This is a genomic window from Aggregatibacter sp., assembly GCF_057314075.1.
The window spans coordinates 45,135-65,422 of sequence record NZ_DBHLAR010000007.1; the positions used below are offsets into that span (position 1 = coordinate 45,135).

Consider the following 20,288-nt stretch of genomic DNA (forward strand, 5'->3'; position numbering starts at 1 on the left):
CTGGGGGAACTATGTTTTTTGAATCTTGGAGTGAATTACTTGATATGGGAGGCTATGGTTTTTATGTGTGGCTTTCTTATGGTCTGAGCTTATTGGCGATTGTCATGCTTATTGTGCAAAGCCTTTCAGGTAAAAGTGCGGTGCTAAAATCTATCAAACGTGAACAACAACGTGAAGCCCGTTTACAACAAATGAAACAAAAAGGAGATACGCTATGAATCCGAGACGTAAATCTCGTTTATCTGTTGTCTTATTCGTGCTGTTAGGTGTTGCTGTGGCTTCTGCTTTAGTATTATACGCATTACGCCAAAATATTGACCTATTCTATACACCGTCAGAAGTGATTTACGGTAAAAACGATGATGCCGATTTAAAACCGGAAGTGGGGCAGCGTATTCGTGTCGGCGGCATGGTGGTGGCCGGTACGGTAGAACGTGATCCGAAAAGTTTAAAAGTGCGGTTTGATTTAAATGATATTGGCCCATCTATCAGTGTTGAATACGAAGGAATTCTTCCCGATTTATTCCGTGAAGGACAGGGTATTGTGGCGCAAGGTATCTTAAAAGAGCCAACCTTATTGGTTGCCAGCGAAGTATTAGCGAAACATGATGAAAACTATGTGCCGCCGGATTTGGAAAAACAAATGCAAAAAGTCCATAAACCTATGGGGATTTCTGATCTGAAAGGCGAGAGTGAACGTGATCGTCAAGCGAAAGGACAAGAAGGTCGGTAATGATTGCAGAATTAGGAAATTATGCGCTTGCGTTGAGTTTAGCCATCGCGGTGTTGTTAGCGATTTTTCCACTGTGGGGCGCTGAAAAAGGCAATGTGCAGTTCATGGCATTGGCTCGTCCGATGACATACGGTTTATTTCTCATCTTAAGCGTGTCTTTTGGCGCGCTATTTTATGTATTCGCCATCAATGATTTCAGCGTGCAATATGTTGTTAATAACTCAAATACGACATTGCCGATTTATTACCGTTTATCCGCGGTCTGGGGATCGCATGAAGGTTCCTTGCTGTTGTGGATTTGGTTGTTATCTTTGTGGAGTGCAGCGGTTGCCTTGTTTAGTAAACGTTTACCACAAGAGGCAGTTGCCCGTGTATTGGGTATCATGGGGATTATCAGTATTGGCTTCCTGCTTTTTGTGTTGTTTACCTCCAATCCGTTTACTCGTACATTTCCTGACTTTCCGGTGGACGGCAAAGAGTTAAATCCATTATTACAAGATATCGGTTTAATTTTCCACCCACCATTATTATACATGGGCTATGTTGGGTTTTCCGTGGCATTTGCTTTCTCCATTGCCTCTTTAATGACCGGTAAATTAGATACGGCATGGGCACGGTGGTCTCGTCCTTGGACGATGGCAGCTTGGGTGTTCTTAACACTTGGTATCGTGCTTGGTTCTTGGTGGGCGTATTACGAATTAGGCTGGGGCGGCTGGTGGTTCTGGGATCCGGTAGAAAATGCCTCTTTCATGCCGTGGTTAGCGGGGACAGCACTCTTGCATTCTTTGGCGGTTACGGAAAAACGCGGATCCTTTAAAGCATGGACGGTATTGCTGGCGATTTTAGCCTTCTCCTTATGTTTGCTTGGTACGTTCTTGGTGCGTTCCGGCATTTTAGTCTCTGTTCACGCCTTTGCCTCTGATCCGACGCGTGGGTTATATGTGTTGGCCTATTTAATCGTGGTGATTGGTGGCTCACTGACCTTATATGCTTACAAGGGAAGTCAAATTCGGTCACGTGACAATGCAGAGCGTTATTCCCGTGAAAGCTTGTTGTTGTTAAATAATATTTTATTAATGACTGCACTTTGTGTCGTGTTGTTGGGCACTTTGTTGCCACTTGTACACAAACAATTAGGCTTAGGGTCAATTTCTATTGGTGCGCCGTTCTTTGATCAAATGTTCCTGATTATTATGACGCCGTTTGCCTTGTTACTGGGCATTGGGCCTTTGGTGAAATGGCGCCGCGACCAATTCTCCGCCATTCGCACGCCGGTGATTGCCAGTGTGATTATCATGCTTATTGCCGGGTTTGCCTTGCCGTATTTATTACAAGACAAACTTACGGTCAGCGCCGTGCTCGGCACCATGATGACAGTCATTATCGTGCTGTTAAGTCTCTATGAAATGCATCAACGGGCAACGTATCGTGACACTTTTTGGCGTGGGATTACCAAGTTATCTCGCTCTCACTGGGGCATGATTTTGGCACACTTAGGTGTTGCCATGACGGTCTGGGGGATTGCATTTAGCCAAAATTACAGCATTGAACGTGATGTTCGTATGAATGTCGGTGATACGGTACAAATCGCCGGTTACGATTTCACTTTTAAAGGGATCCGCGATGCCAATGGCCCAAACTATGTGGGCGGAAAAGCACAAATTGATATTAGCCGTGATGGAAAATACGAAACCACACTTTATGCGGAAAAACGGCTTTATACGGTCAGTAAAATGCCGATGACCGAAGCGGCGATCGATTGGGGCTTTAGTCGCGATTTATATGCTGCGTTAGGTGAAAAATTAGACAATAATGCTTGGGCGCTACGTTTATATTACAAACCGTTTATTCGCTGGATTTGGCTCGGCGGATTGTTTATGGCGCTGGGTGGCGTATTGTGTATGTTCGATCGTCGCTATCGGTTTAGTCAGATTTTAGCCAAAGACAATGTGCAATAAATCTGAATTAAAATAGTAGAGTATTGTTAATGAATAAGAAATTATATTTACCTTTAATTATTTTTCTTGCTTTGGTGGCGGCGTTTTTGGTGCAACTGCAACGCAATGCACAAGGGGATGATCCGAAAGCTTTAGAGTCAGCGTTAGTCGGGAAACCGGTGCCGGCAAAAACCTTGCAGGATTTATTGGCCACAGATAAAAGCTATGACGAATCGCTGTTCAAACAAGGCAAACCGCTTTTGTTAAATGTGTGGGCAACGTGGTGTCCGACCTGTTATGCCGAGCATCAGTACTTGAATCAGCTCGCAAAACAGGGGGTGCCGATTATTGGTCTCGATTATAAAGACAGCAGTGCGAAAGCAGTAAAATGGCTCAATGATTTAGGCAATCCGTATCAAGTGGTATTGAAAGATGAAAAAGGATCTTTTGCCTTAGATCTCGGCGTGTACGGTGCACCGGAAACCTTCATTGTGGATGGCAATGGCGTGATTCATTATCGCTATGCCGGTGATGTGAATGAAAAAGTTTGGCAGGAAACGTTACTGCCGATTTATCAAAAATTAGGCGGAGGGAAGGAGTGATGAGAAAAACACTTTTATTTTCTACCGCACTTTTCTTTAGTGTGACGGCATTTGGTGCCATTGATGCACTGAATTTCAGTTCGTCACAGCAAGAAGATGACTATCATTCTTTAACCCAAGAATTGCGTTGTCCACAATGTCAAAATAATAACATTGCCGATTCTAATGCGACTATTGCAGTCGATATGCGTGGTAAAGTTTTTGAGTTGTTACAAGAAGGCAAATCTAGAGAAGAGGTGGTGAAGTACATGGTGGATCGCTACGGTAATTTTGTGACTTATGATCCACCACTTACGCCGGCAACCGTGGTTCTTTGGGGAGCACCGATTGTCCTAATTTTGTTTGGCGTATTGTTTGTTTTTCGTCGTAAACAGTCACAAACGCTTTCCGTGGCAACAAAATGCGAGACTGCCTCGACAACCGCTTTAAGTGAAGAGGAGCAACAGCGTTTAAATGAGCTATTAAACAAGGAGAATAACAAATGACGTTATGGTTAAGCATTCTTGCACTAACGCTGATCGCTGCCTTGGTTTGTTTCTTTCCACTCTTGAAAAAAAGCATACAAAAACCATCAGTACAACGCGATACGTTAAATAAAGCCTTTTATTTTGAACGTTTAAAAGAAATTGAACGTGATGAAAAACAAGGGCTGTTGGAAAATACCGAACAGCTTAAAGTGGAATTGCAACAAGCTTTATTAGAAGATATTCCACAACACGCCTCTAATAAACTAGAGGAGGGCAAAAATTACGGTAAATTGTGGTTTATTTCCGGTGTCTTAGCCTTGGGTATTATTGCGGTTTCCGCCTATTTCTCAGTGGGGGCTTGGCAAACAGAGATTATGTTAGAGAAATCTGTTGAAAAGTTACCGCACTTTTTTGAACGAATGAAAACGGAAGAAACGAACCCATTAAGTGAAAGTGAAATGCAACAGTTTGCCACAGCATTACGTTTGGATTTACAAAAAGATCCGACGAATGCAAAAAACTGGTGGCTACTTGGACAAATTGGTTTGAATTTGGATAAACCGCAAATGTCCTTAGAGAGTTTTGCGCGTGCCAATAAATTAGATCCGAAAAATAATTTATATAAGCTGGCTTATGCACGTATTTTAATGTTCTCTGAAGATCCGACAGATAAATTAAAAGGAAACAATTTACTGCGTGAAGTGATTCGTGAAGATCATACGAACATTGATGCGTTAAGTTTATTGGCGTTCAGTTATTTTGAAACGGAAGATTACAAAATGGCGATTGTGACTTGGGCGATGATGTTAAAACTGTTGCCGAAAGACGATCAACGTGTTTCCATTATTGAGCGCAGCATTCGTTCTGCGCGTGATGCGCTAGATGCACAAGAGCAGGAAAAACATCAACAAATGATACCGGCACAAGCGCCGACAGAAACACCGAAAGATTGAAATAATATGATGAAAAACGTGATTTTAATTGTAGGGACAAGTGTTCTTTTAGCAGCCTGTTCTTCTTCCCTTTCTCAAGGGAATGCGCCTTTGGATACGCAAGCGGTTGCCGCTTACCAAGCAAAGGTTTACAGCGGCAATACCGTTCCAGCGCAATATAAAGTGAAGGCGGAAAAACCGGCAGAGAATGTTTTAAATGCCAGTGATAATGCGTCAAAACAGGTGATTTATCGCGAGCGTCCCCCATCGATTATGGTGATGCCGTCAGTGGGGTATTATCACAGCTGGTAGCTTCAACATAAAACGCAGTTATTTTTCACTGCACTTGCTTTAAAGAAGAGCGAAGTTTCTTGGAGAAACTTCGCTTTTTTTAGACATCGATACCTCTCTAATTGGCCTCTTTAAAGAGGCACTCATCGCATTTCAACCCATCACTCTTAAGTGGTAAAAGACACAAAATAATCAGTTGAATTGAAAAAATTGATCAAGAACAAGAAAACGCAAAATATCCATAGAAAAAATATGTGCATTTGGTTATGTTAGCGACGATTTAAAGTCTTTATGTCTTCTATCATATTGTTATTAATGATAAAAATTCTCATTACTAACAATTGATAATAGATATTTTACCACCTTCTATTAGCACTAATAGAAGTTATATTTATAACCTTATTGGAGTGATTATCGTGAACGCATTGAGAAAAAGCTTACTCGTAGCAGCTTCTTTCGCAGCTTTCGGCGTATGTAATTCGGCGATGGCGGAATTGGTGTATAAACCGGTTGAGCAGCCGGTTGAAGCGCCTAACCCAAATCTAAAAATCGAAGCAGTGAATGAAAAATTTGCTGAGAAATATCCTAGCCAATTCAATTCGTGGAAAGCGACTGAAAAAGGTGACAAAATTATCTACGCCGACGAACAAGATCCTCGTTTAATCGTGTTATGGGGCGGCTATTCTTTTGCAAAAGAATATAACGCACCTCGTGGTCACGTTTATGCAGTAGAAGATGTACGTAATATTTTACGTACTGGTGCGCCCAAAAATGCAAATGATGGCCCACAACCAATGGCATGTTGGACGTGTAAAGGTCCAGACGTTCCTCGTTTAATTGCAGAATGGGGTGAAGATGGTTACTTTGGTGCCAAATGGGCTAAAGGTGGACCAGAAATTGTCAACTCGATCGGTTGTGCTGACTGTCACGATACGACCTCTAAAGACTTTGCTGAAGGCAAACCTGCATTACGTATTGCTCGTCCACACGTTCTTCGTGCATTAGATCACTTAAATAATGCACTTCAAGCAAAAGCAAAAGCTGAAGGTAAAGAACAAGCTAACTTAAGCTTTAACACAGCTGCTCGCACTGAAAAACGTGCTGAAATCTGTGCAAACTGTCACGTTGAATACTACTTCGCAGGCGACTTAAAACAAGTAACCTTCCCGTGGAACAACGGTCAAACTGTTGATGACATCGAAAAATACTACGATGATATCGGCTTCAGTGACTGGACTCACTCGCTTTCTAAAGCACCAATGTTAAAAGCGCAACACCCTGACTTTGAAATTTGGTCTTTAGGTATGCACGGTAAAAACGGCGTAACTTGTATCGACTGTCACATGCCTAAAGTACAAGGTAAAGATGGTAAAGTTTACACCGACCACCAAATCCAAAACCCATTCGATGCATTTGATACCACATGTGCAAACTGTCACGATCAAAGCAAAGAAAAACTTAAAGACATCGTTGCTTCACGTAAAAAAGAAGTGAAAGATGTAATGGGTCGTTTAGAAGATCAACTTGTTCGTGCTCACTTTGAAGCGAAAGCGGCATGGGATGCTGGTGCAACTAAAGAAGAAATGGAACCTGCTTTAATGGATATCCGTCACGCTCAATGGCGTTGGGACTACGCAGCAGCAAGTCACGGTGGTCACATGCACGCACCTGATGTAATGCTTCGCGTATTAGGTTCTGGTATCGACAAAGCAGCAGATGCACGTGCTAAACTTGCAGCAATCTTAACTAAACATGGCGTGAAAACTCCGGTTGAAGTACCAGATATTTCTACAGCTGATAAAGCATGGAAAGTAATGGGTATTGACATCGAGAAAGAACGTAAAGCGAAAAAAGAATTCTTAGAAACTGTTGTACCTCAATGGGTCAAAGAAGCTAAAGCCAATGGCAAATTAGCTGAAGATTCCGCAACAAAACAATAGAAAAACGTACCGCACTTTTGTGCACTTTATAAAAGTGCGGTCATTTTCAAAAACAAATTTGAGGTAATCAGAATGAATTTAACGTCTCTACTCCGCAAACCGGCAAAAGCCCTTGCATTGCTTGCAGTATTGGTCGCCGCACCGATGCTCGCACAAGCAGAAGGTCAGCCGTCTGCTGCGGACAAGTTTACTTACGAACCGCAATTGGATAATCAACGCGATCCAAACCAATACTGTGCCAAATGCCATAAATTCGACAAAGTCGATAAAAACCAAACCTTGGATCAATCCGGTGGTGAATTACACTTCGGTAAGTTTCATGGTGCGCACTTAAATCAGAAAAACCCGAATAACGGTAAACCAATTAATTGTGTGAACTGCCATGGCAATATTTCTGAAGATCACCGTCGTGGTGCAAAAGACGTGATGCGTTTTGACGGCGATATTTTCGGTGAGAAAAAACCGATGTATAGCGCACAAGAACAAAACCAAGTCTGTTTCTCTTGTCACCAACCGGATAAACTTCGTGAAAAACTTTGGGCGCATGATGTTCATGCAATGAAATTGCCTTGTGCAAGCTGCCACACATTACACCCGAAAGATGATGCGATGAAAGGTATTCAACCGAAAAATCGTGTGAAACTTTGTGTAGATTGCCACGGCGAACAACAAAAACGCAAAGCGGCAAAAGACGCACAATCACAAACGCAATCAACCGAACAAAAGGATAAACAATGACAACTTGCTCACGCCGAAACTTTGTTTCCGGCATGGGGGCGTTGATCCTTATGACGGGAACATCAGTGACCTCTTTAGCGAAAGAGGAAAAGGCGGATAAACCGAAACGCTACGCGATGGTGCACGATGAAACCGCGTGCATTGGCTGTACTGCGTGTATGGATGCTTGTCGTGAAACTAACCACGTGCCTGAAGGCGTTTCACGTTTGGAAATCCTACGTAGCGAACCTTATGGGGAATTCCCGAATCAAGAGTACGAGTTTTTCCGTCAATCTTGCCAACATTGTACGAATGCACCTTGTGTGGCGGTTTGCCCAACCGGGGCATCATTCATCGATCATGAAACCGGTATCGTGGATGTGAATAAAGATCTTTGCGTCGGTTGCCAATATTGCATTGCCGTCTGTCCATATCGCGTACGTTTCATTCATCCGGTACACCGTACTGCGGATAAATGTAACTTCTGTCGTGATACAAACTTAGCAGCTGGTAAACAACCGGCTTGTGTAGAAGCTTGTCCAACCAAAGCATTAACCTTTGGTGATATGAATGATCCGACAAGCGCAGTGGCACGCAAGGTAAAACAAAGTCCTGTTTACCGCACGAAAGTGGAATTAGGTACACAACCGAATCTTTACCATATTCCATTCCAACACGGAGAACCAAGAAGATGACATTAGATTATCCTGTTCCGTTTCACACACCTAATTTGGTGTGGGATTCAACAATCGCTATCTACTTGTTCTTACTTGGTATTTCTTCCGGTGCGGTACAATTAGCGATTGCGTATAAACGTAGTAACAAACTTGAAAATCCAAACAAAAACTGGATTATTCGTGCCGCTGCCGTATTGGGGAGTGTGCCGACATTAATCGGTTTAACCTTGTTGATTTTCCACTTGGCGCGTCCTTGGACATTCTGGAAATTGATGTTTAACTATCAATTTAATTCCGTGATGTCTATGGGGGTTATGTTATTCCAAGTGTATATGCTGTTCTTGGTTTGTTGGTGTGTCGTTATCTTCAAAGAAGATATTATGGCATTGATCCAACGTTTTATGCCAAAACTTAGCTTTGTCGGTAAAATTATCAATGTATTAGAACGCGTAATCTCCCCTGTTGAAGTTATTCTCTTCATCTTAGCCGCGGTGCTAGGGGCTTATACCGGTTTCTTACTTTCTGCGTTGATTAGCTATCCGATGTTGAATAACCCGGTATTACCGGCGCTCTTCTTAGCCTCCGGAACCTCTTCCGGTATCGCTGCGACCTTCTTATTTATCCTCATTGCAGGTAAATTAAAAGGTGATAGCCATGAATCACACTTCATTCATAAATTTGAAGTGCCGATTATGGTAACCGAGCTCGGGCTATTAATCTGTTTCTTCGTGGGACTCTACTTCGGTGGCGGACAAAAAGTGGTGGCGTTACATAATGCGTTATCCGGTTTCTGGGGCGCAGTCTTCTGGATTGGGGTATTCTTTATCGGTATCTTAATTCCGTTGATTGCTAATATGTTTGTTAGCGATCGTTTGAAATTCAACAAGAATTTTATCATCCTTGTGTCGATTTTCGACTTGATTGGGGTGTTATGCTTGCGTTACTTTATTCTGTACGCAGGACAGCTTACAACCGCATGATAAGGTTTTTGTTTGTATCAAAAGGCGTAGTAAAATACGCCTTTTTGTTTGGCGTTATTTTCTTTGGCAAATAAAAAAGAAAGACGGCTCAAAGAAGGAAATCTGATTTGTTTTTTCTACGAGTAAAGTGCGGTTAAAATTTTAAACGTTTTTATCTCACTTTCCGCTCTTTATAGCAAAGAGGGGGGCGGAGATTTGGCAGAAGTGATTTCAATCTTATAGGTTGTTCAATATCGTCAATATCTCCTCCTAACTTCTTCTTTCTTAAAGAGACGGTATAAAATGCAGGCGAAACCTGAAGTGATCATCCACAAAACCAACATGACAATCTAAAACACGAGATTATTTTATGATCCCCGAACTTGGCTTTATCTCTCTTCTTCTCGCTACGATGAGCGCGTTGCTGCTCGCCGTTGTTCCACAACTTGGGCTTTGGCTGCGTAAGCCCGCATTGACCCAATTAGCTTGGGGATTAAGCTATTGCTTTGGCTTATTTACGTTAGCCGCGATTTCCATCTTGGCGTATTCCTTTGCGGTGGATGATTTTACCTTGGAATATGTTGCCGCCCATTCGAATTCTCAATTGCCGACTTTCTTCAAAATTGCGGCAACGTGGGGCGGGCATGAAGGATCCATGTTGTTCTGGCTGTTTTCGCTTTCCGTTTGGGTTGTGCTGTTTGCATTATTTAATCGAAAAAATGACCGCACTTTTGTGGCACAAAGCTTGGTGATTTTAGGCTTAATTTGTTTTAGCTTTGCGGTTTTTATCGTTTTCTTTTCTAATCCGTATGGACGCGTATTCCCCGCACCGTTGGAAGGACGAGATCTGAATCCGATGTTGCAGGATGTGGGGCTGATTTTTCATCCGCCGTTGTTGTATCTCGGCTATGTTGGCTTTGCAGTGAATTTTGCCCTGAGTGTTAGCGCCTTGTTACATCAACATTTAGAAAGCCAAATTGCCCGCGTGATGCGAGTTTGGGTATTGGTCTCTTGGTTGTTTTTAACGTTAGGTATTGTGCTAGGAGCATGGTGGGCATATTACGAGCTCGGCTGGGGCGGCTGGTGGTTCTGGGACCCGGTAGAAAACGCGTCATTAATGCCGTGGTTATTAGGTTTGGCGCTGTTACATAGTTTAATTGTCAGTGAAAAGCGGGGCATCTTTAATTATTGGACAACGCTTTTTTCGCTGTTAGCGTTCGCTTTCAGTGTACTCGGCACCTTTATCGTGCGCTCAGGTGCATTGACATCTGTACATGCTTTCGCAGTCGATAGCCAGCGAGGCACTGCATTGCTTGTGATTTTCTTCCTGTTGACTGTTGGGGCGCTCGGTTTGTTTGCTTTCAAAGCGAATATGCAGCAGCAATCTGTGAAATTAAAGTTACTTTCTAAAGAAAGTGCGGTGCTTTTTTTGAATGTTTTATTGAGCATCGCTACCGTCAGCACGTTTCTCGGCACTTTCTATCCAATGTTATTCCAAGCCATGAATTGGGGCTCTATTTCTGTTGGTGCGCCTTACTTCAACAGTATTTTCCTTCCGCTGATTGCGTTAGTGTTAATTGCCATGGTGATTTCGCTCGGCTTGCATTGGGCAAAGGCGGATAAACGCATTTTATTAAAACGTACGGCGTTATTGTTGCCCTCTTTGTTGCTTGCCTATTTAGCCATTCGCCACGTTATGCAAAATGACAGTGCATTACAGTTCAAATGGACAGCCTATTTCCTACTCACCTTAGCGATTTGGTTGTTATTGGCGACGTTGTGGCAAAATTGGCGAAAGTTAGGCCTTTCTCACTATGCGATGATTTTTGCGCATAGCGGTGTGGCCATTGCCACAATGGGCGCCGTCATGAGCAGTTATTTCGGTAGTGAAATTGGTGTACGTTTATCGCCGCAACAAAGCCAACAACTCGGTGCATTTAATTTTCACTATGAACGATTTTCCAATGAAATCGGCCCGAATTTTACGGCTGAAGTGGCAACGTTTAGCGTGGCAGAAAACGGTAAGCCGTATGCCGAATTACAGCCGGAACGCCGTTATTATGATGTGCGTACCATGACCATGAGTGAAGTAGGGTTGTCCGGTGGTTTTTGGGGCGATTTGTATATTGTTATGGGGGATCCGCTCGATAAGGGTGAGTTTACGTTCCGACTTCATTACAAACCATTGATTCGTTGGTTGTGGTTCGGTGGTGTATTGATGGCATTTGGTGCATTGTGTTCTGTATTGACCACGAAGCGAAGAGGAAAGCGTGATGAATAGAAAAGTGATTTTCTTCCTGCCATTAGCATTGTTACTTGGCGTATGCGTTTTATTGTTGGCGGGATTGAATCAAGACCCGAAAAAAATCGCCTCTGCGTTAATTGATAAGCCTGTGCCAGAGTTTTATCAGGCAAATTTATTGGATAATCGTCAAACGCTTAGCCCAAAAGATTTTCCGAAACGCCCATTTTTGATCAATATTTGGGGAAGCTGGTGTGGTTATTGTCAGCAAGAGCACCCATTATTGCTTGAGTTAGCAAAAGAGATTCCTATCGTGGGTGTGGACTATCGCGACAAACCGCAAAATGGTATAGCGATGTTGCAACATATGGGCAATCCTTACACCTTAGTCATTGATGACAGCCGTGGCGAATTGGCGTTAAAACTCGGTGTGGATGGTGCGCCGGAAACCTATTTAGTGGATGCCAACGGCATTATCCGTTACCGTCATTCCGGCTTATTAGATCGGGAAACTTGGCAAAAAACTTTCGTGCCTCAACTTAACCAGCTATTACAACCATGAAACGATTTTTCGCGTTAATTTTTTTATTTATCAGTGTCAATGCCATTGCTGAAATGGTGGATACCTTTGAATTTCAGAATCAGGCAGATCGCACCCGTGCCGTGGAATTGGCGAAGTCGTTGCGTTGTCCGCAATGTCAAAACCAAAACTTAGTCGAATCGAATTCACCCATTGCCTATGATTTGCGCATTGAGGTGTATAACATGGTGAATGAAGGCAAAACGAACCAGCAAATTATTGATGCCATGACCTCGCGTTTCGGTAACTTCGTCAATTATAAGCCGCCGTTCCAATGGAACACGGCGTTGCTTTGGCTATTACCGGCAGGTTTGTTGTTGGTGGCGTTTGGGTTGATTTGGGTTTCCAGTCGCAGTTCATCACCGCTTGAACCGGAAAAACAGGTGGAAAATCGACTGCACTTTCAAACCTTACAAGAGAAAAGTGTGGTCAAATTTGAACTTAAATCGGCATTGATCGTTTTTGCTTTATTGCTTGCCATTCCTTTTACGTATTATTTTTCTTTGGAACGCTTTTCTCGCGTACAGCAAGGTGAGCAGGAACAAATCGCACAACATAATCAGCAACTTGAAACGACGGAAGAAAATAAAACCGAGGCGATTATCGGTAAAATTCAGGATAAATTACGCCAAGATCCGAATAGTGCAGAAAACTGGGTGAAGTTGGGTGATGCGTATATGCAGAATAATGATTTCGACAGCGCTCTGGTTTGTTATGGCAATGCTGAAAAAATTGATGGTCGTAAGCCGACTACGCGAGGGCTGATGGCGACAGCATTATATCTTCAAGCGAATCAACAGATTACACCACAAGTTCAACAATTCTTGGATGAGGCGTTAGCACAAGATCCAAAAGAAGTTTCTGCCTTATCGTTGTTGGCAGCAGAGGCGTTTAAAACGCGCGATTATTCCACCTCACTTGATTATTGGCAGCAAATTTTGGATTCCGGCAATTCTGCAGTGGATCGTCGCGCCACCATTCAGAAAATGAAAATGGTTGATTTCATGCAGAAGGGAGAGTTGCAGTGAGCCAGCATGCCATTGAAACGCTCGTTATTGGTGCCGGAGCGGCAGGCTTGTTTTGTGCAGTACAACTGGCAAAGTGCGGTGGCAAAGTCAGAATTTTAGATAACGGCAAGAAAGCAGGTCGAAAAATTTTAATGTCCGGCGGTGGTTTTTGTAATTTCACCAATATGGAGCTTTCTTCGGGTCGTTATCTCAGTCAAAATCCCCATTTTGTAAAATCCGCCTTAAAACGCTTTACCCAATGGGATTTTATCGGTTTAGTGGCGGAGTATGGCATTCCTTATCACGAAAAAGAGCTCGGCCAGCTGTTTTGTGATAACGGGGCAGAAGATATCGTCAATATGCTACTGGCGGAATGTCAAAAATACGGCGTGGAGATTGCCTTACGGCAAAGCATTTCTGCTGTGGCAAAAACGGAAAACGGATTTTCTGTCGTGGCAAACGGAGAAACCTTGCATTGCACGCATTTAGTTGTTGCCACCGGCGGTTTGTCTATGCCGGGCTTGGGTGCAACGCCTTTGGGTTATCAAATCGCCGAGCAATTCGGCATTCGCGTGATTGCGCCTCGGGCGAGTTTAGTGCCTTTTACTTGGCGCGAATGCGATAAGTTTTATGCGACGTTATCCGGTATTTCCTTAGATGTCGCCGCGACCAATCAACACAAAACCTTTACCCACCAAATGCTGTTTACTCATCGCGGTTTATCCGGGCCTGCCATTCTGCAAATTTCCAACTATTGGCAACCGGGTGAAAGCATTCATCTTGATTTATTGCCTTATAACGATATTCGTCATCATTTAAACGAACTGCGCCAATCTTCACCGAAATTACAGTTAAAAACCGTATTAAGCCGTTTATTACCTAAAAAATTAGTGGAGTTATGGCTTGAAAAAGGTTTTATACAAGACGAAGCCATTGCCCAATTAAGCAAAGTGCGGTTAGAAAATTTGGTGAATTTAATCCACCACTGGCAGTTTGTGCCGAATGGCACGGAAGGCTATCGTACTGCAGAAGTGACCATGGGTGGCGTGGATACTCATGACATTTCCTCCAAAACCATGGAAAGCAACAAAGTGCAAGGCTTGTATTTTATCGGCGAGGTATTAGATGTGGCCGGCTGGCTTGGCGGTTACAATTTCCAGTGGGCATGGAGTTCTGCCTATGCCTGTGCGCAAGGAATTGCGGCAAAATCAAAAGAATGACGTTGTGCCCTCTAAAGTGCGGTCGCAAAAAATAATGTTTTGAATGTTGCCACTGCAACTAGAATGCCTCAATACGTTTGAATTTTTAATTGCGGATAAATTTTCATCTCAGTTTCTCCTTTTAAAAATAATCTAAGTTTGCATTGAGCTTCCTCCTGAAATTCATTAGTATAGTTCACATTCACTTCGGTGGATTTATGTTAAGTTTAACTTCCAATCTAATTTAAGGAGTCTTCTGGATGAAGCATCTTATCGCAACTGCAGTGCTTTCTTGCAGCGCAATGGCTTACGCCAATACCTCTCTACCTAATTATAATACCGATTCTCATCTGTATGAATTCACTCAAACTTACGACTTAATTGCGCCGAAAGGTTCGCAAGGACAGGCAAATTTGTGGGTGCCGTTGCCATTTAACGGCGAATATCAACAGGTTAAATCCCTTCACTTTGAAGGCAATTATTTGGATGCCTATGTGACAGAAAACAATAAATACGGCGCAAAAACCTTGTTTGTGACTTGGGATAAAGAGGCGCAAAAACGTGATTTGAAAGTCACTATGGTGATTGAAACTAAAGATCGTGAGCCGATGGTAAAAGGTGCGTTGGAACACTACACACCACCGAAAGACATTCAGTATTCCGTCGATGTACAAGAATATTTAAAACCAACACAACACATTAAAATTGACGGTATTGTGAAACAATTTGCGGATAAAATCGTAGGTTCTGAAACCAATCCGCTGAAAAAGGCAGAATTAATTCATCAATGGATTGTGGCTAACATGGAACGGGATAATTCCGTTTTAGGTTGCGGTGATGGCGATGTGGAAAAAATCTTAACCACTGGTGTCTTAAAAGGCAAATGTACTGACATTAACTCTGTTTTTGTTGCACTTGCTCGAGCCGCGGGAATTCCAGCCCGTGAAATTTTCGGCATTCGTTTAGGTGCGGCGGAGAAAATGGGGAAATATTCCAAAGGTGCATTCGGCAGCGCAGATGAACATGGCGTGGCGAATGTGAGTGGTGGTCAACACTGTCGTGCAGAATTTTATCTTGCCGGCTTCGGTTGGGTGCCGGTAGATTCTGCTGATGTGGCAAAAATGCGTTTAGCAGAGAAAAAAGCCGTGGAAGATAAAGACACTCAAGCGGTCGCGAAATATTTATTCGGTAACTGGGAAGCCAACTGGGTCGGCTTTAATCACGCACGCGACTTCGAGTTATATCCACAACCGGAATTGGCACCAATCAACAACTTTGGCTATCCGTATGCTGAAGTGGGTGGCGATCCGCTAGATTCCTTTGATCCGAAAACATTTAAATATGACTACGTCTCCAAAAAACTCCAATAAATCTTTTTGGGTTGCGATTGCCACCGCGTTGAGTGCTGCGGTGGCTTCCACCTTGTGCTGTATCGCACCGTTGATTTATTTGCTCTTTGGTGTGTCATCTACCTGGCTGATTGGTTTTGGTGAGTATGATTATTTACGCATCCCGATGCTTATTGTGTCATTGTGTGCTTTTGCTTACGGCTTTTGGTTGTTAATGTTTTCTAAAAAAATCATTTGCAGCAAATACATTTCCCGTAAAAAGCTCATTGTGTTGTATTGGATTGTGTTTATCATCATGCTGTTTTTCTTAACCTACCCAACGGTTTTACCGTGGATATTAGCGTTAACTGATTAGGAACGAAAAAATGAAAAAATTATGCACCGCACTTTTGCTCTCTTTATTTGCCCTGTCTTTTGCGTACGCAGAAGAAGCACCCGTACAAGCAGAAAAGAAAATTGTCTTGAAAGTGAAAGAAATGAATTGCCAGCTTTGTGCTTATTTGGTGAACAAAGAATTGCGTAATATTGACGGCGTGATTTCCACCAAAGCCTCTATTAAAGATGGCATGGTTACTGTGGTAGAAGATCCTAAAGTGACCGACGAACAGTTAATTAACGCGATTCATAAGTTAAATTACACGGCAGAAGTCGTTCAATAAAAATAAAGGGCTAGTTTAAATAGCCCTTTTTTATTCTGTTATTTCTGCAATCAGCGAGTTAATTCTCTGTGAATTATAACCGCTCTTTTTCTCCGCCGAAGTCGTGCAATAGATTTTCTGTGAGTTGACTCAAAATACCGGTCATTAATACAAAATCGGCATCAAAGCGTTGAGCATAGTCCTCTTTCAAAATATCGTCATTTTTCTCTCGAATTTGATCAGCAAATTTTAACCGCTTTAGGCTGCAATCTTCGTTTAATACAAATGACAGACGCTCTTCCCATTCCAGTGCCAGTTTGGTGACGAATTTAGAATGAACCAAGGAAAGAATATCTTCACTATCTAACGCTTGTTGTTTGCAACGAATGACACCGTTCGTTTGGCTATCGCGTAATTCCGCCTCTTCCAACGGTACGAGCCATTCCGGTGTATTTTCCTGGGCGATCCAGTTTTGCATGATAAGTGCCGGATCATTGGCGAAAGTAAGCGGCACCACCGGCAGAGATCCTAAGGATTTGCGTAACAGCGCCAGCACCTCTTCTGCACGTTTCGCAGAGGCTGCATCTACATAAATTAAATTATTTTCCGCATCAATACAAATGGCGGTTTGTTGATATTTACTGAATGCGCGCGGCAATAAGGTCGCAATCACATCGTCTTTTAAGGTTTGTTTTTCTACTTTTTTCAGTTTGCGATTTTCCGCCTGTTCAAGTTTTTCCACACGTGAGTCCAATTCGCGTTTCACCACATGAGAGGGTAAAATTTTCTCTTCTTTTTGGGCCAACAATAAAATCTGTTTTCCGACGGCAAAATATAAAAGTTCACTGCCTTTGAGCGGTTCAGACCAACCAAATTTGCTTTGTTCTGATTGATGGCAAGGGTGATATTGATTGTTTCCAAGGGCGGTGGAGAGGGTTTGTGCCGACCAATCAAGGGATTTAGTCAGACGGTAAATCATGGCGTTTTTGAACCAAAACATGGTAGATCCTTATGCTTAATCAGGTAAAATGTGCGCTATTGTAACTTACTTAAAGGTGAAATATGCAACATAAATTGGTGTGTTTTATCGGTGGCGGCAATATGGCACAAGCCATCGTGTTCGGCTTACTAAAACAAGCTTATCCTGCTGATAAAATTATTGTGTGCGATCCGAATGAAGAAAAACGTGCTTTATTTGCGCAAAAAGGGGTACGCACCTCAACGGATAATGTCGCTGCCGTCGCACAAGCAGAGGTTGTATTGTTGGCCGTCAAACCGCAAGTATTAGCCGAAGTATGTTCCCCTTTAAGTGCGGTGGATTTTTCCGATAAATTACTGATTTCGATTGCGGCAGGCATTTCCGTGGCAAGATTAATTGCGCTTTTGCCAACCGCTCACGCTGTTGTGCGTGTGATGCCAAATACGCCGGCCTTAGTGGGCGAGGGCATGGCAGGATTATTTGCGGCAAAAAATACCTCAGAAAACGACCGCACTTTTGCGCAGGATTTGTTGTCCGCCGTAGGCAAAACCCTTTGGGTGGCGTCGGAAGAACAGATGCATGCCGTCACAGCGGCTTCCGGCAGTAGTCCGGCGTATTTCTTCCAATTTTTAGAAGCCATGCAACAAGGCTTAATTGAAATGGGGTTATCCGCTGAAAACGCGCGAGAATTGGTGCAACAGGCAATGTTAGGCTCGGCTAAAATGGTGGTAGAAAATCCGCAGGTAGATTTATCGACATTGCGCCAAAATGTAACGTCCAAAGGTGGCACTACCGCAGCGGCGCTGAATGTGTTAGATCAACATCAATTTAATGGCATCGTACAACAAGCCATGCAAGCTTGTGTCGCACGTTCTAAAGAAATGGAAACCTTATTCTAATGCTTGTTCGTCCTTTTACTTGGCTCGCCTTGAGCTTTTTCGGTTATTACTGCGCCTATGGTGTATTCGTGCCGTTTTTCCCGGTTTGGTTGAAATCACAACAGTATGGCGAAGAACTGATCGGCATGGTGTTGGCAAGTGCTTATGTCTTTCGCTTTGTCGGCGGTTTGTTTTTTTCCGGTTTAATTAAACGCGCTTCACAGTTGATCAATTCTTTGCGTGTGTTGGCGCTTGCCGGCGCGTTGATTATGGCCGGGTTGAGTGTTGTTGCGGAGAATTTTTGGCTGCTGTTTTCTGCCATTGGGTTATTTGCTATGGTCAACGCGGCAGGTATGCCGATTACGGATTCCTTGGCAACCACTTGGCAGCGGCAAATTCAGTTGGATTACGGTAAGGCTCGGCTCATTGGCTCCCTTGCCTTTGTGGTTGGCGTAACCTTATTTGGCAATGTGATTAGCTTTTTCGGTGAGCAAAATATTGTCTGGATTTTGACCGCACTTTTATTAGCGTATTCGGTGATGCAGTGCGTAACACCCACAATTCCCCCGCAAGATGAACTCTCGGAACAGGCAACCACGAATGTAGGTTATTGGGATTTATTAAAAAACAACACAACCTTGCGAATTTTGTTGGCTTCCTCTTTAATTCAGGGCTCACATGCCGCCTATTATGTTTATAGTGTGTTGTATTGGACAAGTCTTGGGATTTCGGTTTCGCAAACCAGCTTGCTATGGGGCTTAGGTGTGATTGCTGAAATTTTGCTGTTTTTCTTTTCTCGCCGTTTACTGCAAAACTGGAAGGTCAGCACCCTTTTTCATTTGGCGACCTTGGCGTGTATTGTACGTTGGATGGGACTTGCCGCCACAAGTGAGATTTGGCTCATCGGGCTTTTGCAATTACTTCACAGCTTAACATACGCGGTGGCGCATTACGGCATGGTGCGTTATATCACCACGCAACCGCAGTCGCACATTTCTAAATTACAAGCGTTGTATAACGGTATTTCAAACAGCGCCATGGTGGCGATTTTGACTGCATTGAGCGGTGTGATTTACCCATATTCCCCCTCAATGACCTTTGTCTTAATGGCCATCATTGCAGCGCTGGCTTTTGTCGTGACGCCACGTAAAGTGGAAGCCTTTTTACTGCATCGGGGCTAAACATGAATGATCTTACTTTGCTCGATTTATTTTTGAATGAATTATGGATAGGCAAAGGCTTGTCGCCCAATACCGTGCAATCTTATCGCTTGGATCTCACTGCACTTTGTGATTGGCTTGGTGAGCGCAAACTGTCACTGCTCGGTTTAGATTCGGTCGATCTTCAGACCTTTCTTGGTGAGCGGGTAGAACAGGGCTATAAAGCCACCAGCACGGCGCGATTATTGAGTGCTATTCGAAAACTTTTCCAATATTTGTATCAAGAAAAATACCGCACCGATGATCCCAGTGCAGTGCTGAGTTCGCCTAAATTACCCAGCCGTTTACCGAAGTATTTAACCGAACAACAAGTCACGGATTTGTTGAATGTGCAACGTTTGGAGCAGCCGATTGAACTACGCGATAAGGCAATGTTGGAGTTGTTGTATGCCACGGGATTGCGGGTGACGGAATTAGTTTCATTACATACCGATAGCATCAATTTAAATCAAGGCGTCGTGCGGGTCATCGGTAAAGGGAATAAAGAGCGTATTGTGCCGATGGGAGAGGAGGCAACCCATTGGGTGAAACAATTTATGCTGTTTGCCCGCCCGATTTTATTGGATGGACAAAGTTCTGATGTGTTATTTCCAAGTCGTCGCGGCACGCAAATGACACGTCAAACGTTTTGGCACCGGATCAAGCATTATGCGGTGTTGGCGGAAATTGATACTAATATGTTGTCACCTCACGTTTTGCGCCATGCCTTTGCCACGCATTTGGTGAATCACGGAGCGGATTTGCGTGTGGTGCAAATGTTGTTAGGACATAGCGATTTATCCACGACACAGATTTATACACATGTAGCAAAAGAGCGCTTAAAACGGTTACACGAACGCTATCATCCTCGTGGTTAATTTGGCATAGATAAATCGAGTGTTTTTTAATCGATTATGCGCTTTTATCGTGCATTTCCTCGACGGAAAGCCTTTGTCTCGTTA

At 43.3% G+C, this 20,288-nt stretch carries 22 protein-coding genes; 21 read left to right on the top strand and 1 reads right to left on the bottom strand.

Features of this window, described 5'->3' with window-relative positions; all coding sequences use genetic code 11:
• The first annotated feature begins 11 nt into the window (after nt 1-11).
• The 18 genes from ccmD (at nt 12) to ACO5E4_RS05285 (ending at nt 16,291) form a co-directional block, all read left to right on the top strand.
• The gene (ccmD, locus tag ACO5E4_RS05200; protein ID WP_454904906.1) at nt 12-218 is read left to right on the top strand and encodes a heme exporter protein CcmD; all 207 of its coding nucleotides are present in this window, start codon (nt 12-14) and stop codon (nt 216-218) included.
• Nucleotides 215-733: a cytochrome c maturation protein CcmE gene (gene ccmE, locus ACO5E4_RS05205; protein WP_314954607.1), complete on the top strand. Its 519-nt coding sequence runs from the start codon at nt 215-217 to the stop codon at nt 731-733. The genes ccmD and ccmE overlap by 4 nt, the downstream gene beginning before the upstream one ends.
• Nucleotides 733-2,691 (top strand): heme lyase CcmF/NrfE family subunit, encoded by a 1,959-nt coding sequence (locus tag ACO5E4_RS05210; protein ID WP_485862301.1) that lies wholly within the window; start codon nt 733-735, stop codon nt 2,689-2,691. The genes ccmE and ACO5E4_RS05210 overlap by 1 nt, the downstream gene beginning before the upstream one ends.
• Nucleotides 2,692-2,720: 29 nt before the next feature.
• Nucleotides 2,721-3,272 carry a DsbE family thiol:disulfide interchange protein gene (locus tag ACO5E4_RS05215; protein WP_021615852.1) on the top strand — a complete coding sequence of 184 codons (552 nt, stop codon included), beginning with the start codon at nt 2,721-2,723 and terminating at the stop codon, nt 3,270-3,272.
• Nucleotides 3,272-3,757: a cytochrome c-type biogenesis protein gene (locus ACO5E4_RS05220; RefSeq protein ID WP_485862302.1), complete on the top strand. Its 486-nt coding sequence runs from the start codon at nt 3,272-3,274 to the stop codon at nt 3,755-3,757. The genes ACO5E4_RS05215 and ACO5E4_RS05220 overlap by 1 nt, the downstream gene beginning before the upstream one ends.
• On the top strand, nt 3,754-4,692 hold the full coding sequence (gene ccmI, locus ACO5E4_RS05225; RefSeq protein ID WP_485862303.1) for a c-type cytochrome biogenesis protein CcmI: 939 nt from the start codon (nt 3,754-3,756) through the stop codon (nt 4,690-4,692). The genes ACO5E4_RS05220 and ccmI overlap by 4 nt, the downstream gene beginning before the upstream one ends.
• Before the next feature lie 6 nt (nt 4,693-4,698).
• Nucleotides 4,699-4,983 (top strand): hypothetical protein, encoded by a 285-nt coding sequence (locus ACO5E4_RS05230; RefSeq protein ID WP_485862304.1) that lies wholly within the window; start codon nt 4,699-4,701, stop codon nt 4,981-4,983.
• 395 nt (nt 4,984-5,378) lie between these two features.
• Entirely contained in the window at nt 5,379-6,902 is a 1,524-nt protein-coding gene (gene nrfA, locus ACO5E4_RS05235) for an ammonia-forming nitrite reductase cytochrome c552 subunit (RefSeq protein ID WP_485862305.1), read from the top strand.
• Between the two features lie 72 nt (nt 6,903-6,974).
• Nucleotides 6,975-7,640, top strand: a complete 666-nt coding sequence (gene nrfB, locus ACO5E4_RS05240) for a cytochrome c nitrite reductase pentaheme subunit (protein WP_485862306.1) — start codon at nt 6,975-6,977, stop codon at nt 7,638-7,640.
• The gene (gene nrfC / locus ACO5E4_RS05245) at nt 7,637-8,314 is read left to right on the top strand and encodes a cytochrome c nitrite reductase Fe-S protein (protein ID WP_212510414.1); all 678 of its coding nucleotides are present in this window, start codon (nt 7,637-7,639) and stop codon (nt 8,312-8,314) included. Before nrfB ends, nrfC begins: the two co-directional genes overlap by 4 nt.
• Nucleotides 8,311-9,276 carry a cytochrome c nitrite reductase subunit NrfD gene (gene nrfD / locus ACO5E4_RS05250; RefSeq protein ID WP_290520998.1) on the top strand — a complete coding sequence of 322 codons (966 nt, stop codon included), beginning with the start codon at nt 8,311-8,313 and terminating at the stop codon, nt 9,274-9,276. Before nrfC ends, nrfD begins: the two co-directional genes overlap by 4 nt.
• 349 nt (nt 9,277-9,625) lie before the next feature.
• The gene (gene nrfE, locus ACO5E4_RS05255; protein ID WP_485862307.1) at nt 9,626-11,536 is read left to right on the top strand and encodes a heme lyase NrfEFG subunit NrfE; all 1,911 of its coding nucleotides are present in this window, start codon (nt 9,626-9,628) and stop codon (nt 11,534-11,536) included.
• Nucleotides 11,529-12,059 (top strand): DsbE family thiol:disulfide interchange protein, encoded by a 531-nt coding sequence (locus ACO5E4_RS05260; protein WP_230621623.1) that lies wholly within the window; start codon nt 11,529-11,531, stop codon nt 12,057-12,059. Before nrfE ends, ACO5E4_RS05260 begins: the two co-directional genes overlap by 8 nt.
• Nucleotides 12,056-13,105, top strand: a complete 1,050-nt coding sequence (gene nrfF / locus ACO5E4_RS05265; RefSeq protein ID WP_485862308.1) for a heme lyase NrfEFG subunit NrfF — start codon at nt 12,056-12,058, stop codon at nt 13,103-13,105. Before ACO5E4_RS05260 ends, nrfF begins: the two co-directional genes overlap by 4 nt.
• On the top strand, nt 13,102-14,304 hold the full coding sequence (locus tag ACO5E4_RS05270) for a BaiN/RdsA family NAD(P)/FAD-dependent oxidoreductase (protein ID WP_485862309.1): 1,203 nt from the start codon (nt 13,102-13,104) through the stop codon (nt 14,302-14,304). Before nrfF ends, ACO5E4_RS05270 begins: the two co-directional genes overlap by 4 nt.
• A 239-nt stretch (nt 14,305-14,543) precedes the next feature.
• Nucleotides 14,544-15,653, top strand: a complete 1,110-nt coding sequence (locus ACO5E4_RS05275; RefSeq protein ID WP_485862310.1) for a transglutaminase-like domain-containing protein — start codon at nt 14,544-14,546, stop codon at nt 15,651-15,653.
• The gene (locus tag ACO5E4_RS05280) at nt 15,625-15,987 is read left to right on the top strand and encodes a mercuric transporter MerT family protein (RefSeq protein ID WP_485862311.1); all 363 of its coding nucleotides are present in this window, start codon (nt 15,625-15,627) and stop codon (nt 15,985-15,987) included. Before ACO5E4_RS05275 ends, ACO5E4_RS05280 begins: the two co-directional genes overlap by 29 nt.
• Nucleotides 15,988-15,997: 10 nt before the next feature.
• Nucleotides 15,998-16,291, top strand: a complete 294-nt coding sequence (locus ACO5E4_RS05285; protein ID WP_485862312.1) for a heavy-metal-associated domain-containing protein — start codon at nt 15,998-16,000, stop codon at nt 16,289-16,291.
• A 73-nt stretch (nt 16,292-16,364) separates the two neighbouring features.
• Here ACO5E4_RS05285 and rdgC read toward each other — a convergent pair whose 3' ends face one another.
• Nucleotides 16,365-17,270, bottom strand: a complete 906-nt coding sequence (gene rdgC / locus ACO5E4_RS05290; protein ID WP_485862313.1) for a recombination-associated protein RdgC — start codon at nt 17,268-17,270, stop codon at nt 16,365-16,367.
• 62 nt (nt 17,271-17,332) lie between these two features.
• On the opposite strand from rdgC, the gene proC reads away from it, so the two are divergent.
• The 3 genes from proC to xerD are packed head-to-tail and all read left to right on the top strand — an operon-like array spanning nt 17,333 to nt 20,204.
• Nucleotides 17,333-18,148, top strand: a complete 816-nt coding sequence (gene proC, locus ACO5E4_RS05295; RefSeq protein WP_485862314.1) for a pyrroline-5-carboxylate reductase — start codon at nt 17,333-17,335, stop codon at nt 18,146-18,148.
• Nucleotides 18,148-19,308 carry a 3-phenylpropionate MFS transporter gene (locus tag ACO5E4_RS05300; RefSeq protein WP_485862315.1) on the top strand — a complete coding sequence of 387 codons (1,161 nt, stop codon included), beginning with the start codon at nt 18,148-18,150 and terminating at the stop codon, nt 19,306-19,308. The genes proC and ACO5E4_RS05300 overlap by 1 nt, the downstream gene beginning before the upstream one ends.
• 2 nt (nt 19,309-19,310) lie before the next feature.
• Nucleotides 19,311-20,204, top strand: coding sequence for a site-specific tyrosine recombinase XerD (xerD, locus tag ACO5E4_RS05305; RefSeq protein ID WP_290521240.1), 894 nt, complete (start codon nt 19,311-19,313; stop codon nt 20,202-20,204).
• Nucleotides 20,205-20,288: the final 84 nt, after the last annotated feature.